Source organism: Pedobacter sp. AC379, from assembly GCF_979258145.1.
Genome location: NZ_OZ409839.1, coordinates 3148561 through 3165844, shown reverse-complemented (window position 1 = coordinate 3165844; position 17284 = coordinate 3148561). Strand labels below are relative to the sequence as shown.

23 protein-coding genes are annotated in these 17284 nt (G+C 37.6%); 4 read left to right on the top strand and 19 right to left on the bottom strand.

Annotated features, from left to right (window positions below):
* Nucleotides 1-92: 92 nt before the first annotated feature.
* From ACZZZW_RS14180 to ACZZZW_RS14170, 3 genes are all read right to left on the bottom strand, one after another.
* The gene (locus tag ACZZZW_RS14180) at nt 93-410 is read right to left on the bottom strand and encodes a DUF6660 family protein (RefSeq protein WP_055911619.1); all 318 of its coding nucleotides are present in this window, start codon (nt 408-410) and stop codon (nt 93-95) included.
* Between the two features lie 141 nt (nt 411-551).
* Nucleotides 552-1112 (bottom strand): DapH/DapD/GlmU-related protein, encoded by a 561-nt coding sequence (locus ACZZZW_RS14175; protein WP_463494278.1) that lies wholly within the window; start codon nt 1110-1112, stop codon nt 552-554.
* 72 nt (nt 1113-1184) lie between these two features.
* On the bottom strand, nt 1185-1733 hold the full coding sequence (locus ACZZZW_RS14170) for a lipocalin family protein (protein ID WP_463494276.1): 549 nt from the start codon (nt 1731-1733) through the stop codon (nt 1185-1187).
* 143 nt (nt 1734-1876) lie between these two features.
* Between ACZZZW_RS14170 and ACZZZW_RS14165 the strand changes: the two genes are divergently transcribed.
* Together ACZZZW_RS14165 and ACZZZW_RS14160 are read left to right on the top strand one after the other, a co-directional pair.
* Complete coding sequence (locus ACZZZW_RS14165; protein ID WP_463494274.1) at nt 1877-2731, top strand: hypothetical protein; 855 nt, start codon at nt 1877-1879, stop codon at nt 2729-2731.
* Nucleotides 2732-2931: 200 nt separating this feature from the next.
* On the top strand, nt 2932-3087 hold the full coding sequence (locus tag ACZZZW_RS14160; RefSeq protein WP_463494272.1) for a hypothetical protein: 156 nt from the start codon (nt 2932-2934) through the stop codon (nt 3085-3087).
* A 106-nt stretch (nt 3088-3193) separates the two neighbouring features.
* On the opposite strand, the gene uraH is transcribed toward ACZZZW_RS14160, so the two are convergent.
* The 11 genes from uraH to ACZZZW_RS14105 form a co-directional block, all read right to left on the bottom strand.
* The gene (uraH, locus tag ACZZZW_RS14155) at nt 3194-3601 is read right to left on the bottom strand and encodes a hydroxyisourate hydrolase (RefSeq protein ID WP_463494270.1); all 408 of its coding nucleotides are present in this window, start codon (nt 3599-3601) and stop codon (nt 3194-3196) included.
* Nucleotides 3602-3604: 3 nt separating this feature from the next.
* Nucleotides 3605-4156 carry a GlcG/HbpS family heme-binding protein gene (locus tag ACZZZW_RS14150; RefSeq protein WP_463494268.1) on the bottom strand — a complete coding sequence of 184 codons (552 nt, stop codon included), beginning with the start codon at nt 4154-4156 and terminating at the stop codon, nt 3605-3607.
* A 51-nt stretch (nt 4157-4207) separates the two neighbouring features.
* Nucleotides 4208-4780 (bottom strand): Crp/Fnr family transcriptional regulator, encoded by a 573-nt coding sequence (locus ACZZZW_RS14145; protein WP_463494266.1) that lies wholly within the window; start codon nt 4778-4780, stop codon nt 4208-4210.
* 42 nt (nt 4781-4822) lie between these two features.
* The gene (locus ACZZZW_RS14140) at nt 4823-5881 is read right to left on the bottom strand and encodes a Kelch repeat-containing protein (protein ID WP_463494264.1); all 1059 of its coding nucleotides are present in this window, start codon (nt 5879-5881) and stop codon (nt 4823-4825) included.
* 265 nt (nt 5882-6146) lie between these two features.
* Nucleotides 6147-6542, bottom strand: coding sequence for a DUF805 domain-containing protein (locus tag ACZZZW_RS14135; RefSeq protein ID WP_463494262.1), 396 nt, complete (start codon nt 6540-6542; stop codon nt 6147-6149).
* Nucleotides 6543-6734: 192 nt separating this feature from the next.
* The gene (locus ACZZZW_RS14130) at nt 6735-8129 is read right to left on the bottom strand and encodes a DASH family cryptochrome (protein WP_463494260.1); all 1395 of its coding nucleotides are present in this window, start codon (nt 8127-8129) and stop codon (nt 6735-6737) included.
* A 132-nt stretch (nt 8130-8261) separates the two neighbouring features.
* On the bottom strand, nt 8262-8480 hold the full coding sequence (locus ACZZZW_RS14125) for a hypothetical protein (RefSeq protein WP_055911647.1): 219 nt from the start codon (nt 8478-8480) through the stop codon (nt 8262-8264).
* Between the two features lie 169 nt (nt 8481-8649).
* Entirely contained in the window at nt 8650-9426 is a 777-nt protein-coding gene (locus ACZZZW_RS14120; RefSeq protein WP_463494258.1) for an OBAP family protein, read from the bottom strand.
* 61 nt (nt 9427-9487) lie between these two features.
* The gene (locus ACZZZW_RS14115; protein ID WP_463494256.1) at nt 9488-9745 is read right to left on the bottom strand and encodes a SemiSWEET family sugar transporter; all 258 of its coding nucleotides are present in this window, start codon (nt 9743-9745) and stop codon (nt 9488-9490) included.
* Nucleotides 9746-9924: 179 nt separating this feature from the next.
* Nucleotides 9925-10179: a hypothetical protein gene (locus tag ACZZZW_RS14110; RefSeq protein WP_055911655.1), complete on the bottom strand. Its 255-nt coding sequence runs from the start codon at nt 10177-10179 to the stop codon at nt 9925-9927.
* 229 nt (nt 10180-10408) lie between these two features.
* A complete protein-coding gene (locus tag ACZZZW_RS14105; RefSeq protein ID WP_463494254.1) occupies nt 10409-10678 on the bottom strand; it encodes a hypothetical protein in 270 nt (89 codons plus the stop codon).
* 124 nt (nt 10679-10802) lie between these two features.
* Here ACZZZW_RS14105 and ACZZZW_RS14100 point away from each other — a divergent pair, with 124 nt between their 5' ends.
* Nucleotides 10803-11282, top strand: a complete 480-nt coding sequence (locus tag ACZZZW_RS14100) for a DUF1810 domain-containing protein (RefSeq protein WP_463494252.1) — start codon at nt 10803-10805, stop codon at nt 11280-11282.
* Between the two features lie 209 nt (nt 11283-11491).
* Here the strand turns inward: ACZZZW_RS14100 and ACZZZW_RS14095 are convergent, their stop codons facing one another.
* A complete protein-coding gene (locus ACZZZW_RS14095; RefSeq protein WP_463494251.1) occupies nt 11492-12331 on the bottom strand; it encodes an AraC family transcriptional regulator in 840 nt (279 codons plus the stop codon).
* Between the two features lie 123 nt (nt 12332-12454).
* Here ACZZZW_RS14095 and ACZZZW_RS14090 point away from each other — a divergent pair, with 123 nt between their 5' ends.
* Nucleotides 12455-13468, top strand: coding sequence for a zinc-binding alcohol dehydrogenase family protein (locus ACZZZW_RS14090; RefSeq protein ID WP_463494249.1), 1014 nt, complete (start codon nt 12455-12457; stop codon nt 13466-13468).
* A gap of 331 nt (nt 13469-13799) precedes the next feature.
* Here ACZZZW_RS14090 and glmS read toward each other — a convergent pair whose 3' ends face one another.
* The 4 genes from glmS to ACZZZW_RS14070 all read right to left on the bottom strand — a co-directional run bounded on the left by glmS (nt 13800) and on the right by ACZZZW_RS14070 (nt 17198).
* Complete coding sequence (glmS, locus tag ACZZZW_RS14085; RefSeq protein WP_463494247.1) at nt 13800-15638, bottom strand: glutamine--fructose-6-phosphate transaminase (isomerizing); 1839 nt, start codon at nt 15636-15638, stop codon at nt 13800-13802.
* A gap of 83 nt (nt 15639-15721) precedes the next feature.
* On the bottom strand, nt 15722-16021 hold the full coding sequence (locus ACZZZW_RS14080) for a hypothetical protein (protein ID WP_055911670.1): 300 nt from the start codon (nt 16019-16021) through the stop codon (nt 15722-15724).
* A gap of 42 nt (nt 16022-16063) precedes the next feature.
* Nucleotides 16064-16621 (bottom strand): hypothetical protein, encoded by a 558-nt coding sequence (locus ACZZZW_RS14075; protein ID WP_463494245.1) that lies wholly within the window; start codon nt 16619-16621, stop codon nt 16064-16066.
* A gap of 160 nt (nt 16622-16781) precedes the next feature.
* Nucleotides 16782-17198, bottom strand: coding sequence for a helix-turn-helix domain-containing protein (locus ACZZZW_RS14070; protein WP_055911676.1), 417 nt, complete (start codon nt 17196-17198; stop codon nt 16782-16784).
* Nucleotides 17199-17284: the final 86 nt, after the last annotated feature.

The window sequence follows — 17284 nt, the reverse complement described above, 5'->3', positions numbered from 1 at the left end:
AGGAAATAGCGGCATAGCCTGGCACGTAACCTTATGGTTATTGCATAATGCCCACTAAACTAATGGCCGGGCCATGGTGAAGAAATTATTGATTAAACAAGTTTAGGCGGTTGCCAAACATCAACAGGCTGTTTTTTTAAATCGGAACAATAAAAGCCTGGGTAAGATTGCTGAAAAACGGAAGCCATAACAACAACATTTTTTTCAAGAGGAAAATGCCGGGCTACTGAGCAGCAGGCACAACTACAAAACGGCGGACACATTTCGCCTCCGGCATGTTCTCCCTTGGCTGCATCATGATGAACAACGGTTTCGAACTGGTTATTTGTAAGCATATCTTCCCTATCCTGACAAGGCGTAATACCCAGCAAGATCAGATAAAAAGAAAATAGCAATACAAAGTATCTCATTGCCAGCAAATGTAATGATTATTGGGGAAAGGGAAAAGTGGTTGGCGGAGAGCGGACCACATTGGGCGAGAGTGACTACCTTAATTAGAAAAGATTAAAAAGATATTTTCACTTTTTGCAATTAAAACAAGCTTTTTATGCTTAAATGTTTTTTATAAATTTTGCCGGTATGCCACCAACAACTGTATTTGGTGCAACATCTTTAGAAACAACTGCTCCGGCAGCAACAACGGCATTTTCTCCAATGGTTACTCCAGGTAAGATTGTTGCCCCTGCACCTATCCAGGCATTTTTTTTAATGTGAATTGCTTTTGGAATTAATGTATGCCGATCTTCAATTGAGGTAGGATGACCTTCGGATAATACACTAACTTTTGGAGCGATAAATACATTGTCATCAATGGTTATTCCCCCCAAGTCCAGAAACACACAGTCGAAGTTGATGAATACATTTTTACCGATTTTAATATGCTTACCGTAATTTATATACAAAGGTGTGAACACATTAACAGTGCTGTCGATTTCAGCATCTGTAATTTGACTCAAAAAATTTCTGATTTCTTCTGGTTCGGTGGCATTATTCATTTGAACCAAAAGTTTTTTTGTTGCATAAGAAGCCAGTAACATCTTATATGCATCTGGATCGTTTGGCGAAATGGCTTCTCCATTACGTAACTTTTCAAAAATATCTGTGTTGCTCATAATCGTATAATCTATCCGGTAAAGATAGCGGTTACAAAAAAGTGATTAGCTAAATTAATGTCGCAAATCAATCTAATTCTGCTTAGTCCACACCAGTTTATTTGTATCATAACCTAAACTTTGGGCCTTTTTAAGGTAGGTGGCTTTGATTTCATCTGGTACCGCTTTATCACGGGAAAGAATCCATAAATAGCTTAAGTTATTTCCAGCAACCAATGCGTATTTATAATCGGGATCAAGTGCGATAACATTATATCCGGCATAAAAAGGTCCAAAAAAGGACACTTTCAAACGGGCACTTTCCTGTCCTTTAACCAGCTTTGCTTTGCCCTCACTTTCTTTCCATTTCTCTTCAACAAAATTATAACCCTTGTTTACCACACGTATCGATCCGTCAGCATTTTTTGAATATTCAGCAGTTACATGATCCAGATTTTTTTCAAATTTAAAATCCATTCGTGCAATTTCATACCATTTACCCAAATAGCGATCGGTACGGAATGGACTAACGGCTACCGCCCCTTTTGGAATAGACACGCAAGCCGCAAAATTAACAGCCACAGCTGCTGCACCAATTCCGATGGCCAAACCAAGCTGCCATTTTTGAAGTTTAAATATCATAACCCAATTAACAAAATAGTAGCCTCCAGGTTTGAACATTTCTAATATTATAATACTTATTAAAGCAATTAGTGGCGGGTATTACTTACAGTCACAAACAAATTCCTTTACTCATTGTTCAACATAAATCTGAAAACACTCATATGGACCAAAAATACACTCCTGCCGGGCATGCCTCTGCTTCCAGCATTTTAATTACCCTTGGTATAGGCATCGTTGCTTCTTTATTACTTTCCATACTTTATATTATTCTGTCGCAATTAATTCCCAATATCTGGTTTATTGCAATATGTGCGTTTTCATTGGGCATGTTGTTAGGCTTAGCTATTGATTTGGGAATCAGAATAGGAAAAATAAGGAACTTAAAGGCGGCTGTGGTTATTGCTTGCGTTTGTGGTTTGTTGGCATTTTATATGCAATGGGTTTTCTTCGATGCCGTAATGTACAGCCAAAAGGGTTTTACTTTTAACCAAAGTTCTGCTGAGCTGAAACAGTTACTTGCAGATATGGGCTTTTTATTTTTACATCCCAGCATTCTGTTTCGCGAAATAATCGCGCTAAACAACGTTGGCACTTTTAGCATTCAGGGAAGTGGTAATGTTTCCGGGATTTTGCTTTGGATAATCTGGTTGGGAGAATTTTTAGTGATTATAGGCGGAAGTTTGGTTGTAGCTTGGAATGGACAGGTAAGCAAGCCATTTTCTGAGTTGAATGATGCTTGGATGAAAGCAAGAACTCCAAATCCTCTTATTCCATTTGTTGCCGATAAGGACCAATTTTTAAACGAGCTAAGAAATAAAAATTTTGAGATCTTAAAAAACCATCCTGATGCCATCAGACAGCCAGATTATGCAGAAGTGATCATTTATGAATCACAAGGCGACCCTACAAAATATGTGAGCGTTGTTAATGTTACGCCGCCTTCTGGCAGAAATAAGCAGATTAGAAAAAAAAGTGTATTCACCCATTATTTCATCGGGAATAATCCTTCGATATGATTCATCATGAATTGGGTAAATAATTACTGAATCTATTTGAAAACGAGATATTTACATTTAAGAGATTTTCCCAAACATTTTAAAGCCATTTTAAATTCGATATAACTAGGAATTATTTTCTTTTGAACTTTGAATGGCCGATAAATAAATATAAATTTAAGCATGGGCGAGCTTATTCGATCCATGATAACTTAAAATAAATGAACCAGAACCACAAACCATCATTTGGAAACGCAGAAAAGAAATTTACTCAGCTATTAAGCTTTGAAACTTTAGCAGGAAATATTTACAAAAACGGGCCAGATGAAGAAGAAGAAGATGACCAAAGTGACTCTGCCGGAGCTGCTGCCGGATAAATTGAAATAATGCTTTGCCTGGAAAAATCTAACATTCAATTTTTCCAGGCAGCAAATTAAGGTGCATATTTTATTAATACTTAAACCCAAGGTTTAGAAATCAGATTTAACTTCCCCGGTAGGTAGAGTAGCCATAGGCTGAAAGCGTGATGGGAACATGGTAATGCTTTTTGTCATTTATTTCGAACACCACATCAATAAACGGATAAAAGCTCTTGATTTTTTTATTGGAAAAATAATCCTGCACCAAAAATGTAAGCTTATAAATGCCTGTGTTTTCCTGTTGTTGATCTAAAAAATCTTTAATTCTTCCTTGTTCATCAGTAACTTTTTCTGCAACAAAAGTCCACACTTTGGTTTTTGTATTCAACTTATTTAATTGAACTGTAACCCCGGGGGCTGGTAATCCTGTTGAAACATCCAATATATGGCTTGATAACTGGTAAGTTTGCTCTTGCCCATACGCAATTTGGAGCATTGTTGCCAACAGGATACTTAAAATTATTCTCTTCATTTTTTATCTATTTTTGTTTATATCTGAAATTGCATTTAAAGCAGCTTTTGCGATTCTATCATCGTTGTCAGCACTTCCGCCTCCTGCCACACCAATACTTCCTACTACTTTGTTTTCGTACCACAAAGGCACTCCGCCTCCAAGCAATAACAATTCTGGTAAATTGGCAAGGTTTTCACTGTCGTGGTCTTCCCTCACCTTCCTGGCTAGAGCAAGCGTTGCTGTTTTGGTAGAGAGTGCCGTGTAGGCTTTTCTGCGGGCGGCCTCGGTATTATGTGGGCCTACCCCATCACCACGACTAATCAATATGGTAACGCCATATTGATCGAGAATTGCAATACTAACATCTTTTCCTAAGGTTGCTGCTGCATTTCTTGCAATTTCTGTTAAGGTATAAGCTGCTTTTAAGGTAAGCTGTGTATTTGATGTAAAATATAGATTGATAGGTAAAACTGGGTTTTCGAAGTGTTTTATATTCGCGGTTTTAACCTGGGCAACAATTAAATTGTTTAAGGAAATAAGAAAAAGCAGGCATAAAGGATACTTTATTTTCATGCAGCCAAGGTAACTCGCTATTTATGCAAAAACGTTGACCTGGGTCAACATTTACATTCTGGCTTTTATTCGGCTAAGCGTAGATGGAGATATACCTAAATATGATGCAGCCATTTTATTGGATAGCCGCATTAAAAAATCGGGTTGAAATTCAATCGCCCAACGCACTTTTTGCAGCGCATCGAAACCCTGAAAACCATAAATTCTTTTTTGTGCGTTGATAAATCCCTGTTCAAGTATTTCGCGGTAAATCATGGCAAATTGAGGAACGCTATCTACAAGTTCGAAAAAATGCTTGTGATTAATGTACAGCAGTTCTGATTTTTCTATTGCCTGAAGATATTCCTGAGCAGATTTTTGTTGAATGAAACTTGGTAATGCGGTACAGAATCCTCCTTTAAATCCAAAATATCGTGTAATTGGATTTCCATCATCACTATAGGTAAATAACCTTAAACAGCCTTCATTTATAAAATAATATCCCTTACATACTTCATCAAAACCAACAAGTATTTCATTGCGTTTGGCTTTTACAATTTTAAAGTGACTGCAGATTAAATTTAGTGTAGCTTCTGATGCCTCACTTCTTTCTGTAATAAAGTTTTTTAATAAACTGAACATCATTTATTATTATGGACATTGATAATTGGCAATTTATATACTACATTAAAATTTCTTGATGACAACGATTTTACTTATCAATGCAGCCTGTGATCCATCTGTTAGGGGTATAACTGTTCCATTTTTCCAATATTGAGCAAATCCTGAACCTCCATCGCGGTAGCCACCAACAAAAACATCAGAACCCGAAACTGCAATAGATAAACCAAAAGCACTTTCAGGTCCGTTGGATAAAATAACTGGAGATCCGTTTTTCCAGTATTTAGCCATAATTGCACTATTCAAATTTGTAGTGCCTGATCCGCCAACATAAACATCATTTCCACTTACAAAAATCGAGTTTCCCCTCACATCCGGGGTACCATCGTTAATCAGTATTGGGGTACCTAAATTTTTACTGTAGCTGGTTCGCGACTGGCCGGAGTTGTTATAGGTTTCAGACCATAATAAGTATAAATCACTTCCAGATACTGTAATTGCCTGCTCTGAAGCACCTGTAGTTCTGTCGGTAAGGTCAAAAAGCTGGCCATTTTTCCAATATACCGTGATAGAGGTAAGCCAATCGAGGTTTCTCCGCTCGCCGATAACATAAACATCATTCCCGATCAGGGCTATCCCCGTGGCAATGGCCTGCTGTGTATCATTAGTTAAAACAACCGGCACACCGTTTTTCCAATACTTGGCCTGGTAGGTCGATTTGCCGGGAGCAATTTCCTGTCCGGCAATGTAAACATCAGTTCCTTGTACAAATATGTCATTCGCAAAAGCATCACGGCTACCATCGGTAAGTGAGGTTGATACTCCATTTTTCCAGTATTTGGCCACATATTTTCCTTGTGCATTAACTTCGTAACCGGCAATATGAACATCAGTACCAGCTATGGCTAGGGCATTAGCAGCAGATGAGCCGACACCACTACCAAGATTTACAGCTTTACCATTTTTCCAGTATTTGGCTACATAACCCTCTCTCCCAGCTGCATATATATCAAATTGTGATGTAGGCGCAGGTGGATTATCAACTGGCGTTTTCTTTTTGCAGGCCTGAAGAGAAAAAGTTAATGTAATTAAAAGGATTAAAGCTGTTTGTAAATGATGCTTCATATTTTCTGATTTTATTTGGTTGTTCAACAGCCGTAAGAGGATATAGTTTCACATTTAGCCATTTATTTTAATATGTGGAGTAATTTAAATGGCAGTATTCAGAATAGTTGGGATTTTCCTCAATTGAATTGTTTAATGAAATGGATAAAATTTAGCCTGGGAGAGAAATTCCTGTTATGAGGGTAAATCTATTAAGAAGGTAAAAAAATATAGTTTTACATACCATATGCGTAAATGGTTGAGTATGTGCCTTTAATGTATTTGTTTATTCCAACTCTTGGGATATATTATTTGCGCTAGCTTCTGCCATTTTACCTGATTTAAAATCATATCCAAAGGCATCAAAATTATCATTCCCTTCTCCCTTGGGATTATCACCATACTCATTTGGCCCATAATCACCAGCTGCAAAAAACATAAAAATTGCATAGAAAGGAATCAATTGCCACCAGCCCGATTTACCCAGATCATGGCAGCGTTTTGCTCCCTGAGAAATTAACAGATAGAGCGGTAAAAGCAACGTAATTTCAATCCAGCTACCAAAAGTTTTATTTTCTTGCAGGATAATAACAAAAAAGTTAATAATCGTATAGAAAATCTGCGTTAAGGCTAATTCGGTACGGCGGATTCTGCCATAAAAGGAAAAGGGATCTTTAAACATTGGAGAGGCGTTAATCTGTTTGTTGGTTAATTTTGATTAAACATACCAAATATTAAATTTTATCTCAAATTTTTTACTGAAAAAAATCCAATAAACGCAACTGCCTGCTAAACATTAATCATCCTCCAATTTAATTCAGCAAGAGAATTTCTACTTAATATAAGTACCACATAAACAAATGCTTACAACTGATTACTTAACCTTTAATTGTTGTATTAAATTTATCGCTCTATCCCATTTTTTATATACCTGGATGGGTTTTGGATAAGCAGGAATATCGAATATCCATGGGATTAGAACTTCAATATTATTTCCATCCGATAGTTCTGGCACCCACTTCCTGATAAAATCCTGTGCTTTATATTTATTGGATTGATGAACGGGGTTAGTGTACCAAATTTCAAAAGCTTGCATGTGCCAGTTCATCCAGTTTGAGCTTACATCATAATCGATTAATTTGGCTTCGAAATAAGCTGCACCCCAGGTCCAGTTTATCTTTAAATCATGCACAAAATAACTTGCACAGTTAACCCTGCCCCGATTGCTCATGTAACCGGTTTGGTTCAATTGCCTCATGTGTGCATCAATAAAAGGAATGCCTGTATTACCTTTACACCACTTATCAAATTTCGCCTCGTCATTTTCCCACTCCATCGTCTTATTTTTGTAGCCGGTGGTTTTAAAAATCGAAGAACCAAAACGCATGGCCTTAAACGTAAAATAATCCCTCCATACCAGTTCAAAAACGAGCCACCATGTACTCTGGTTTTTTTTGACGTTTTTTTCGTAGTCGATTACCTTTTCATAAATTTCCCTGGCCGAAATGCAGCCTAATGCAAGGTAAGGCGAAAACTTAGAACTATAGTCTAACCCATCCGATTTATTCCTGCTCCAACGGTATCCTGTTAAAAGTTCCGATTTAAAGGTGTAATATTCAAGTCTTTCCAAAGCTGCTGTTTCGCCACCTTTAAGCAAAGGCTTTGCATTTTTATATTCATCCTCATCAAATCCATAAATGCTGTAAACAGGAAAAGGTTTGTTCTTTATATTCGGAACCTCATTTAATTGTGTAGGACGGCTAAAAGTTTTGCGTGGGGCAGCCTGATTACCAACAGGAATTCTAAAAGCTTTGCTTGTTAGCGGGATATTTGGTATTGAAAAAGGAATATCGTCCTGATGATAGAGCGTTTTTCCCCAAAAGAAATGAAAATTAGTTTTAGGAAGCTTATGGATGAGCTTGTTTACCAAATCGAGTTCATAACTTGCGTATTCTTCTTCGGCATAAACATCAGTAATGCCATATTTTTCAATCAGCTCGGGAAGGGTAACAAGTGCCGAAACCTCTCCGATAATTAAATGCACACCGAGAGATTTCAAATTCCTTTTTAAATCAAGAAGAGATTGCTCCAAAAACCTGAACCTCACCACATCTACCCTTCTGAAACCAAGCTCAAGCATTTCAAAATCTTTCTTTTCTATACAATAGCAAAATACAAGCGTTTCACACGCTTCACTCGCTTTGGTTAAAGCTTCATTATCGTGCAGTCTTAAATCATTTTTGAACCACACGAGGCCACATTTCGCCATTTTAATAACTTTAACTTTTTTATAAATAGATTGTATAGCATTTAACTGATGTATAGCACATTAACATCAGTTATAGAAATTTAAAACAGCAAGTTTTGGTTATTAAAGCTGTTTAAATATTGTGGCAGGTTGCTATATGCTGTTGTTATGCTCGGTAATTTGTTCCCCAATTGTCAATACGAGTTGATCATCCAGTTCATCCATGGTGCGCCATTGAACAACACCTTGATCGCCAGGCTCGGCATATACTGTACCGATTTTATTTTCTTCCTGAAGAATACGATAGGTACCATTTTCCTGTGGTTCGATGGTATATTCGCCATCATCCGTAATTATATTAAAGTTTTCCATTTTAAATTGATATGTTTTTTTCAACTGAATAACATAACAACACGGCCTGGTGATTAAAGTTTAAGAATATATGTTAGGCCTTGGTAGATAGCGGCATTTTATTCCTGTTAAGAATGAATATTTATATTTTTGCTCAAAAATAACCTTAATAAATTAGCAAGAATACATATTAATGTATGTGCGCTTCTCCCTGATGTTTGGTTTGGGCACTGTCTGCATCACTGGAAATAATAAACTGCCTGATTTTTCCTTTTTCCCATGCATTGGCCAATGGATCTACCTTTGGCATGGCGATATCTGCCCTTTTCTGCTTAATTTCTTTGCTCGAAACCTTAAAACGCTTGTCTCTTGCAGCTAAAAGATTGGGTTTTAACTGGCCGTTTTTAGTAAAGCCCATCATAATCATTGGTGATCCTACAGGCAGTGATCTTTGTTGATCTGTATGCCAGGTATGTATGGTTTTACCATAAGTTGATACCAATTTCTTCATTAATTCATGCTCGGCAACATCAGGAATTCCCGGTGCGATGAGCGAACCCGATTTTACTTCATAGTGATGCGAGTGCCACAATAACTTTTCCTCATCAGAAAGCATTTTAAATAATTTAGGCGTTATGATATATTCGATCCCCATGAGCTTGGCATCCCGCCCATTTCCATCGAAAATGATGGCTTGGTAAAAGTCTTCATTTAATTGATTAACATAGTGGTGTGCCTCCATTTGGGCATTGAGGTTTCCGTTATAAAAGTGGAAACCATCAAGATAGGCATCAAAGCCCGCAAGTGGACGTTTATCCTGCAGCAAATCGGCACCGCTGTTCAGGGCCTTATCTTTTGCCGTTTTCTGATCTCCCGGACTTTGCACATTTGATTTTGTATTGTTTCCGCCGCAGGCAACCAGAAAAATCACTAAAAACCAATAAACTTTAAGAATAATAGCTTTCATTATCTGTTTAATTTAATATTTGGTAAGTTACAACTGGCAGTGAAGATTAATTTCTTAATAATCAGGATCGATAGCGGTATTTTAGCACCAACATGGTGATGTTTAAACCCAGTGCCAAAAAATTGGTGGAAATAATTGCAATGTCGGATTTATCGAAACCATAGTATACCCAAAGTGCGTTACCTGTCATCATTACAATAAACATAAATACCGAAACCTCTGTAGCCTTTTTCTTTTTAAGTGTTTTTACAATCTGCGGAACAATTGAAGATGAGGTAAGGATGCCGGCTACAATGCCTATGATATCGATTAAATCCATGTATTACGCTAAATTTAAGCTCAAAAAATTATTCGTACGCCGAACTTATATCAGAAATGAGAATTTGATATTCTGATGCCTTTTCTTTTCCTCTTATCCATTAACATAAGCCATTAATAAAGAGGTATTTAACTAATTAAAGAAAAATATAGAGGCCTTGCGTTTCGGTATTTGCTGCGTTACGGTTGAGGATCTTGTTGATCATGACCTTGGGTTTTCACTATTTTATTGTAAATACCCAATAGCAGAAATGGAGCTGCCCATTGGCCCACAAATAAAGCATTATGACGGTGACCGAGGCATTTTAACGTTAATGAAACACCCATAGCAGCGATTGAAGCCCATAAAAAGGTATCAGATGGCAGCTTTGATGTTTGTTCTTCGATTACGCGGGCAATTTTCCCTTCGCTGTGTGATTCGTTTTGCAATTCCATAACAATAAATTAAAGTGAATGAAGTTTTGTAAGTTTTAGTTACCCTTATTTCAGATCTATTATTATGACAAGCGGATTCTGCTGAAAGTTCGGCAATTTTGAATTACAGGTATTTTTGCACCGCCAACAGGTAATTATCGGGTGTAGACCAGTATATATCGCGTTTTAAGGTCGCATTCTGTAAAAAACAGTCAGAATTGGTTAAAAACCAGTCCACTTAAGTTTAAGTTTATATTTCCTCTGATAGGTCTTTATAAATTCCATATGGATGATGTGCTTCAATTTTATCAGCCAGTAAATGAAGCAGTTCTTCATTAAGCCCCGCGGGATTTTGGCAGATGTGAAGAAAATTATTCGGATCGGGCTCAAAAGCTGCTACAAATTTGCCTTGTTGAAATACTTTCACTTTGCAGCTTTGACCATTATGATGCAGGTATTCAATAACTTCAAAATGATGAATTTCTTTATCTGCACTGATATTGATCTGATAATTTTCCATAGCCTTTAGTATTTTATTACAACAATAAGAACAGCAGCTTGGTTTTTTAAGCGGGAATTGGGTGGAATATTCCAAACCATTTCAAGAATCATATGGTTAAATAATTGTAGTTTAAAATTCTGTTATGAAAAATACAACCAACCAAATGCAATCTCTTAAAAATCTGGATGAGCAGGAACTGGAAAGATTTATCTCCGCCCAGGAACGTGATTATGCCAGGGCACTTGATGAAATTACCACAGGAAGAAAACAGTCGCATTGGATGTGGTATATATTTCCACAGATCCAGGGATTGGGGTTTTCAGATACGGCTAAATATTATGCCATCCGCGACCTTCAACAGGCTTCAGATTATTTAGCTCACCCCATATTGGGTAAAAGGCTTATAGAAATTTCGGAGAAACTGTTAAGCCACAAAGACCTTAATGCACACAGGATTTTTGGCAGTCCGGATGACCTTAAACTCTGTTCTTGCATGAGTTTATTCGCTTCTGTGCCTGGTGCACCATATATTTTTAACCAGGTGATTGATCAGTTTTTTTCTGGTGAAAAAGATTTAAAAACAAAACGGATTCTGGAGCTACAATCCTATTATAAAAATTGATTGATTAATGTTTTTTGGAATTTTAATAGGAGCTAAATTGCTTTTGGGATGGGCTATTTTTGGTGTAAAGCACCAATGCTGGCCAACTATAATTTAACCACAGATAAAAAGAATGCACACAGATATGAAGATCCGTGTATATCTGTCTCTAACTGTGGTTAAAAACGCTTAAATTGATGTTGAAGATACTAAGAACAGATATTTCACAATTAACTTGCAACAGCACTTCTAAAAGCTTTCAAACTCAATCCCTTTTGCGATTTAAAGAATTTATTTAAATGACTTTCATCTGTAAAGCCCAATTCGTAGGCAATTTCGTTAATCCGCATATTGCTAAAGCGTAAACGTGCTTCAATAAGTTTTATCCTTAAATTGGCAATGTACTGTTGTAATGTTTCGTTTGTATGTTTTTTAAAATATTTACCGAAATAGTTCTCCGAAATGCCAAATTCTCTACTTAGTTTTTCTGCCCTCAACTTTTCCGGATTATAAATATTGGCCTGAATGTAATTAAGCAAGGCCAACGTTTTTTCTTCAGCATCTTCTTTTACAGCCGCGGGCATGTATTTAGCAATATTTCTGGCTACCACTACAATCATCGTATCAACCATTTTAGTAATCAGCTCTTTATTGTATAAATCGTGGTTAAAGTGTTCTGCAATTACAGCTTGTATAAGTGATTTGATAAAAGGTTTATCTGATTGGTTTTTAAGGATACACCCTGCCTGGTGACTTGCATTTTGCAAAATATATTCCATCCGCTGTACATCACCGGTATTAAAATCTTTGGAGCGGATGTACACATTACCAAAACGGAGAAAGAAAAATTCGGTAGTCGTCTCAATTTCAAACGAATGGCAATCTTCCGGAGTAATCAGGAACATATGGCCAGGCCGGTAATCGAACTTATTGTTGTTTATACATTGTTTCCCTGTGCCTGATAAGATATAAACCAGTTCGAAAAATAGGTGTTTATGGCCGTACTTAGGGCTTTCATCTAATTTTTCGTAAACAATTTCGTAGGGATTATATATAGTTTCTCTATTCATTACGCTTTAATATAGCGCAAATTTACCAATAAAAAGCAAAGTTATACTGAATATGAACACAATATCAGTTTATATTTGCTATATAAAATAATTAAGCATTGCACATTTATATAAGCAAATAATATGAAAGCTATAGGATTTAAAACATCGCTCCCGATTGCAGAAAATGAAAGTTTTATCGAATTTGAAACCCCGATTCCGACCGCACAGGGGCGTGATATTTTAGTAAAGATTAAGGCCATCAGTATAAATCCGGTTGATTTTAAGATTCGCCAAAGCGGGGCTAAGGATACCACGCTTGATACGCCTAAAATAATTGGCTGGGATGCGAGTGGAACAGTGGAAGCTGTTGGAGATGCAGTTACACTTTTCAAAGTTGGCGATGAAGTATACTATGCCGGAGATTTAACCCGCAGCGGATCAAATGCTGAATATCAGTTGGTAGATGAGCGTATTGTAGGTACAAAACCGACTAAACTTAGTGATGCTGAGGCCGCAGCAATGCCATTAACTGCCCTAACCGCATGGGAATCGCTTTACGACCGCATCCGTATTGATGCTGAAAAGGACAAAGGAAAAAGTATACTGATTATTGGAGGAGCTGGTGGCGTAGGTTCAATTGCAATTCAGCTTGCAAAAAAAATAAGCGGATTAAAGGTAATTACCACTGCCTCGCGCAATGAAACCAAAGAATGGTGTAAGGCTATGGGTGCAGATTTGGTGGTTAACCACAACAACTTAATTGAAGAAATACGGCTGGCAGGTTACAAGGAAGTAGATTTTGTGCTTGATTTTGTTGACTTAAACAGCTATTGGGATGCGATAGTAGAATTGATAAAGCCGCAGGGACATATTGTTTCTATAACCGGCTCTGCCACCCCAATTGTACTGAATAAACTAAAAAACAAAAGTGTTACGTTTTCATGGGAACTGATGTATACCCGTTCGATGTACCAAACAGAAGATATGGAGGAGCAACACCGTATTTTAAATAAAATGGCGGTACTACTGGATAACGGAACGCTTCAGGCAACTTTAAACACCACATTAAAAGGGTTTACAGTTGAAAATTTGAAGGAAGCACACCGTTTGTTAGAAAGCGGAAAAACAATTGGTAAGGTTGTAATCGAATATTAAGGAGTAACGATTGCCGCTAAATCGGAGCGTTGACTTCGGATGAAAGCAAAAACGGATTCATCATTGCGAGCCGGCTTTTTCAGCCAACGAAGCAATCCTACAACGATCGCTACCAAGCGTGTACTTTAAGATTGCTTCGTTCTTCAGCAGTGGCGATTGCCTTAATGAAAACCATCGATATTAAAAGTTTGATTTCTTCATGGGTGTTTTACAGGCTTCAGACTGGCAACATGATAGATGTTATTAATAAGTATGGTTGTCATTTACATTTGCCCGAAAACAAGAAAAGGCCACTCCTTTCGGAGCAACCTTCCCGTATATTATTAAAAAATTATTCTACTGTAACCGATTTTGCCAAATTTCTTGGCTGATCTACATTACAACCCCTCATTACAGCTATATGATAGGCCAGCAATTGCAATGGAATGGTGGCCAACAGCGGTAAAAATGCTTCATCCGCATCGGGTATTTCGATAAAGTAATCAACCATATCCCGTACCTTTGTATCTCCTTTAGTTACAATGGCAATTACAATTCCTTTACGTGCCTTAACCTCCTGAATATTGCTGATTACTTTTTCATAAGATGAATTGTGCGTAGCAATAAAAATAACCGGCATTTGCTCATCAATTAATGCAATTGGTCCGTGTTTCATTTCTGCCGCAGGATAACCTTCAGCATGGATGTATGATATTTCTTTGAGTTTTAAAGCACCCTCCAGGGCTACAGGGAAACCACTACCCCGGCCCAAAAACAGGCAGTTGCTCGATTCTTTTATCTCAGCTGCAATGTATTTAACCAACTCGTTGGCCGCTAAAGCCTCCTGAACTTTGTTCGGAATATTTTCCAATTCGGCAAGTAGGCTTACTAATTTCTCTTTACTGATGGTTCCTTTTTGCTGGGCCATGTAAAAGGCCATTAAGGTTAAAACCGTTACCTGTGCGGTAAAAGCTTTGGTTGAGGCTACTCCAATTTCTGGTCCGGCATGGGTGTACACTCCGGCATGACTTAACCTCGGTATAGATGCTCCGGCAACATTGCATATGCCAAAAATGGTTGCTCCTTTTTCTTTGGCCATCTCAATCGCTGCCATGGTATCTGCCGTTTCGCCAGATTGAGAAATGGCAATAACCACATCTTTTTCTGTTATAATGGGATTACGGTACCTAAATTCGGAGGCATACTCTACTTCTACAGGTATCCTTGCGTACTCCTCTATCAGGTATTCGCCTACTAAACCCGCATGCCAGGAGGTACCACAGGCCACAATAATAATCCGGTCTATATTTTTAAGTTTTTCGGCAAATTCTTTAATCCCGCCCAATTGTACCTTGCCTTGTTGCGGGTAAATACGTCCGCGCATACAATCCTGAATGGAACGGGGCTGTTCAAAAATTTCTTTTAGCATAAAATGATCGAACCCGCCTTTTTCCAGCATCTCGAGTTTCATGTTTAATTCTTGTATGGTTGGTGTTTGAATAACGTTATCCAGGCGTTTGATCAAAAGTTCACTTTTACTAATTATAGCGATTTCATTATCATTCAGGTAGATTACATTTTTGGTATATTCTATAATGGGTGTGGCATCAGAAGCAATAAAATATTCGCCACTGCCTACACCAATTACCATCGGACTGCCTTTACGTGCAACCACCAAACAATCTGGTGTCCGCTTGTCCATAACCACAATTGCATAGGCACCTACTACCTCGTTTAAGGCCAAACGCACAGATTCTAGTAAATCGGTACCTTCCATGTTCTGTATTTCTTCAATCAGATGAATCAAAACCTCTGTATCTGTATCGCTACTAAACTGATGTCCTCTGGTTAAAAGCTCTTCTTTAAGGGTTGCATAATTTTCGATTATTCCGTTATGGATGATGGAAAGTTGTTTATTATTTGAGGTATGAGGATGCGAATTACGATCAGATGGCTGTCCGTGGGTGGCCCAGCGCGTATGTCCCATTCCAACATTACCTGTGCAATCGAAATTTTTGGCATAATCTTCTAAAACAGAAACCTTACCTGCCTTTTTGTACATATTTTGCTTTAGGCCATTCATTACAGTAATGCCTGCACTATCATAACCACGGTATTCTAACCGTTTTAAACCTTTTAATACAACTGGCCATGCCGCTCTAAAACCGATGTAACCTATAATTCCGCACATAATTTTTTAATTAGTTGTTATTGAATTTTCTTTATTCCGCAACCGCTTTGCACGGTTATTTTAATAAAATGCTCAACTGGCTGTTACTTTTTGCCGCTCATATCCATAAAAATAGACTTTATACCTTCCAGGAGTTCTTTCCTATCACTGGCCAAAACCAATGGAAACCACTCATCGGTGTGCAGTTCTACCACATGCTCATGAATCAGATAGTGCCGCCCGGATCTAACCCTGCGCCTGTTACCGGAAATAATTGTTCCGGAGAGCATTTTGATTATAATTTTCGTAATCATCCTGATATACTTAGGCGAATCTTCGTATTTGCAGTCGATAAAAAGGATCCACAACCCATTCATGGTATTGTACTGTATACTTGCTTTCATGTATAAAGCGATTAAAGATGATCACTGAGGCGCCTCACCTTTTTACAGGCTGAAGCCCCAGGCAATTCTGAAACCAACAAAGTTGTTGGTATGATCGCAGAGGTAGAATTTGCCATTGCTTTCAAAGCGTAGCCCTGCATCGATATAATTGCTATCGTGCAGGTAAAATATCATTCCAACCTGCGGTGCATAAATAAAGGCTGCATTTTTTCCTTCAACGCAATCTGCTTTGTTGAGCAGGAAGGAAAAACCGATTTCAGATTGGAGATAAAGATTGCTCCGGTAAAAATATTTTAGTCCTGCTTTAAAGGGAACAAGTTTTAAATCGTCTACCAAATGCGCATAGCTGGCAGATGCAAAAATGTTATTGAAACCGGTATTTACGGTAGCATAAAGTATGCTTTCGGTTATTGGAAACTCCGCCTGAGCTGAAACACCCAGCGGAGCTTCATATTTATCAGCCAAATAACCAGTTGCAAGGCCGGTTTCGATACCTACAGAATACCGGATACCTGTGCCACCATAAACCTGAGATTGGGCTTTAGCGCCCTGAAAAATAAATAGTGATAACAGTAGAGTTAACGCGTTAATTGTTTTCATGATTCAAAAAAATTTAGTGAATAGAAATCCAGCACCATAAAAAAATTTATGGCGCATGTGTTTAGAGAGATAAATACTAATTAAAAAAGAGCCTGCAGGGCTGCAAACTCAAAGGAATGTATTGAATTTTTAATGTAAACTAAAAGATTATAAGTTGGTGTTAAGAAATTGTACGGTGGTTGTTTCTGGGCATGGTGTGATGGGCCACTGTTTCAGAAGCGTTTTTTTCAAGATTGGTGTGGCTTAATATTTCATTATATTTTTCCAGCAGCTTAATGTATTTGTTCATCCAGAAATAAACAGAATTGGGATCGCCTTTTGTATAATCTTCAGTATGGGTATCGAAAGCTTCGTTAAGCTGATTTCCACTTTTAGAAAAGGTTTCTGGTAATTCTACAGAAAAATCATGACCGATTACGGTACCCACTTTCCAGATAATTTCAGGGTTTAAGCTTTTTTGATCAAACCAATTGTAAATGGTTCTTCTACTTACATTCAATTTACGGGATAATTCACTTATTCCCATTCTATCCCGGCGTACAACACGCTCAAGAACCTGGCCTACATTTAAACTCATAGCAGTTAATTTAATTTAAAATAAACATTTAAACTCGATCAACAATCTGGGACGACTACTTGATGCAATTTAATAATTATTTAGAT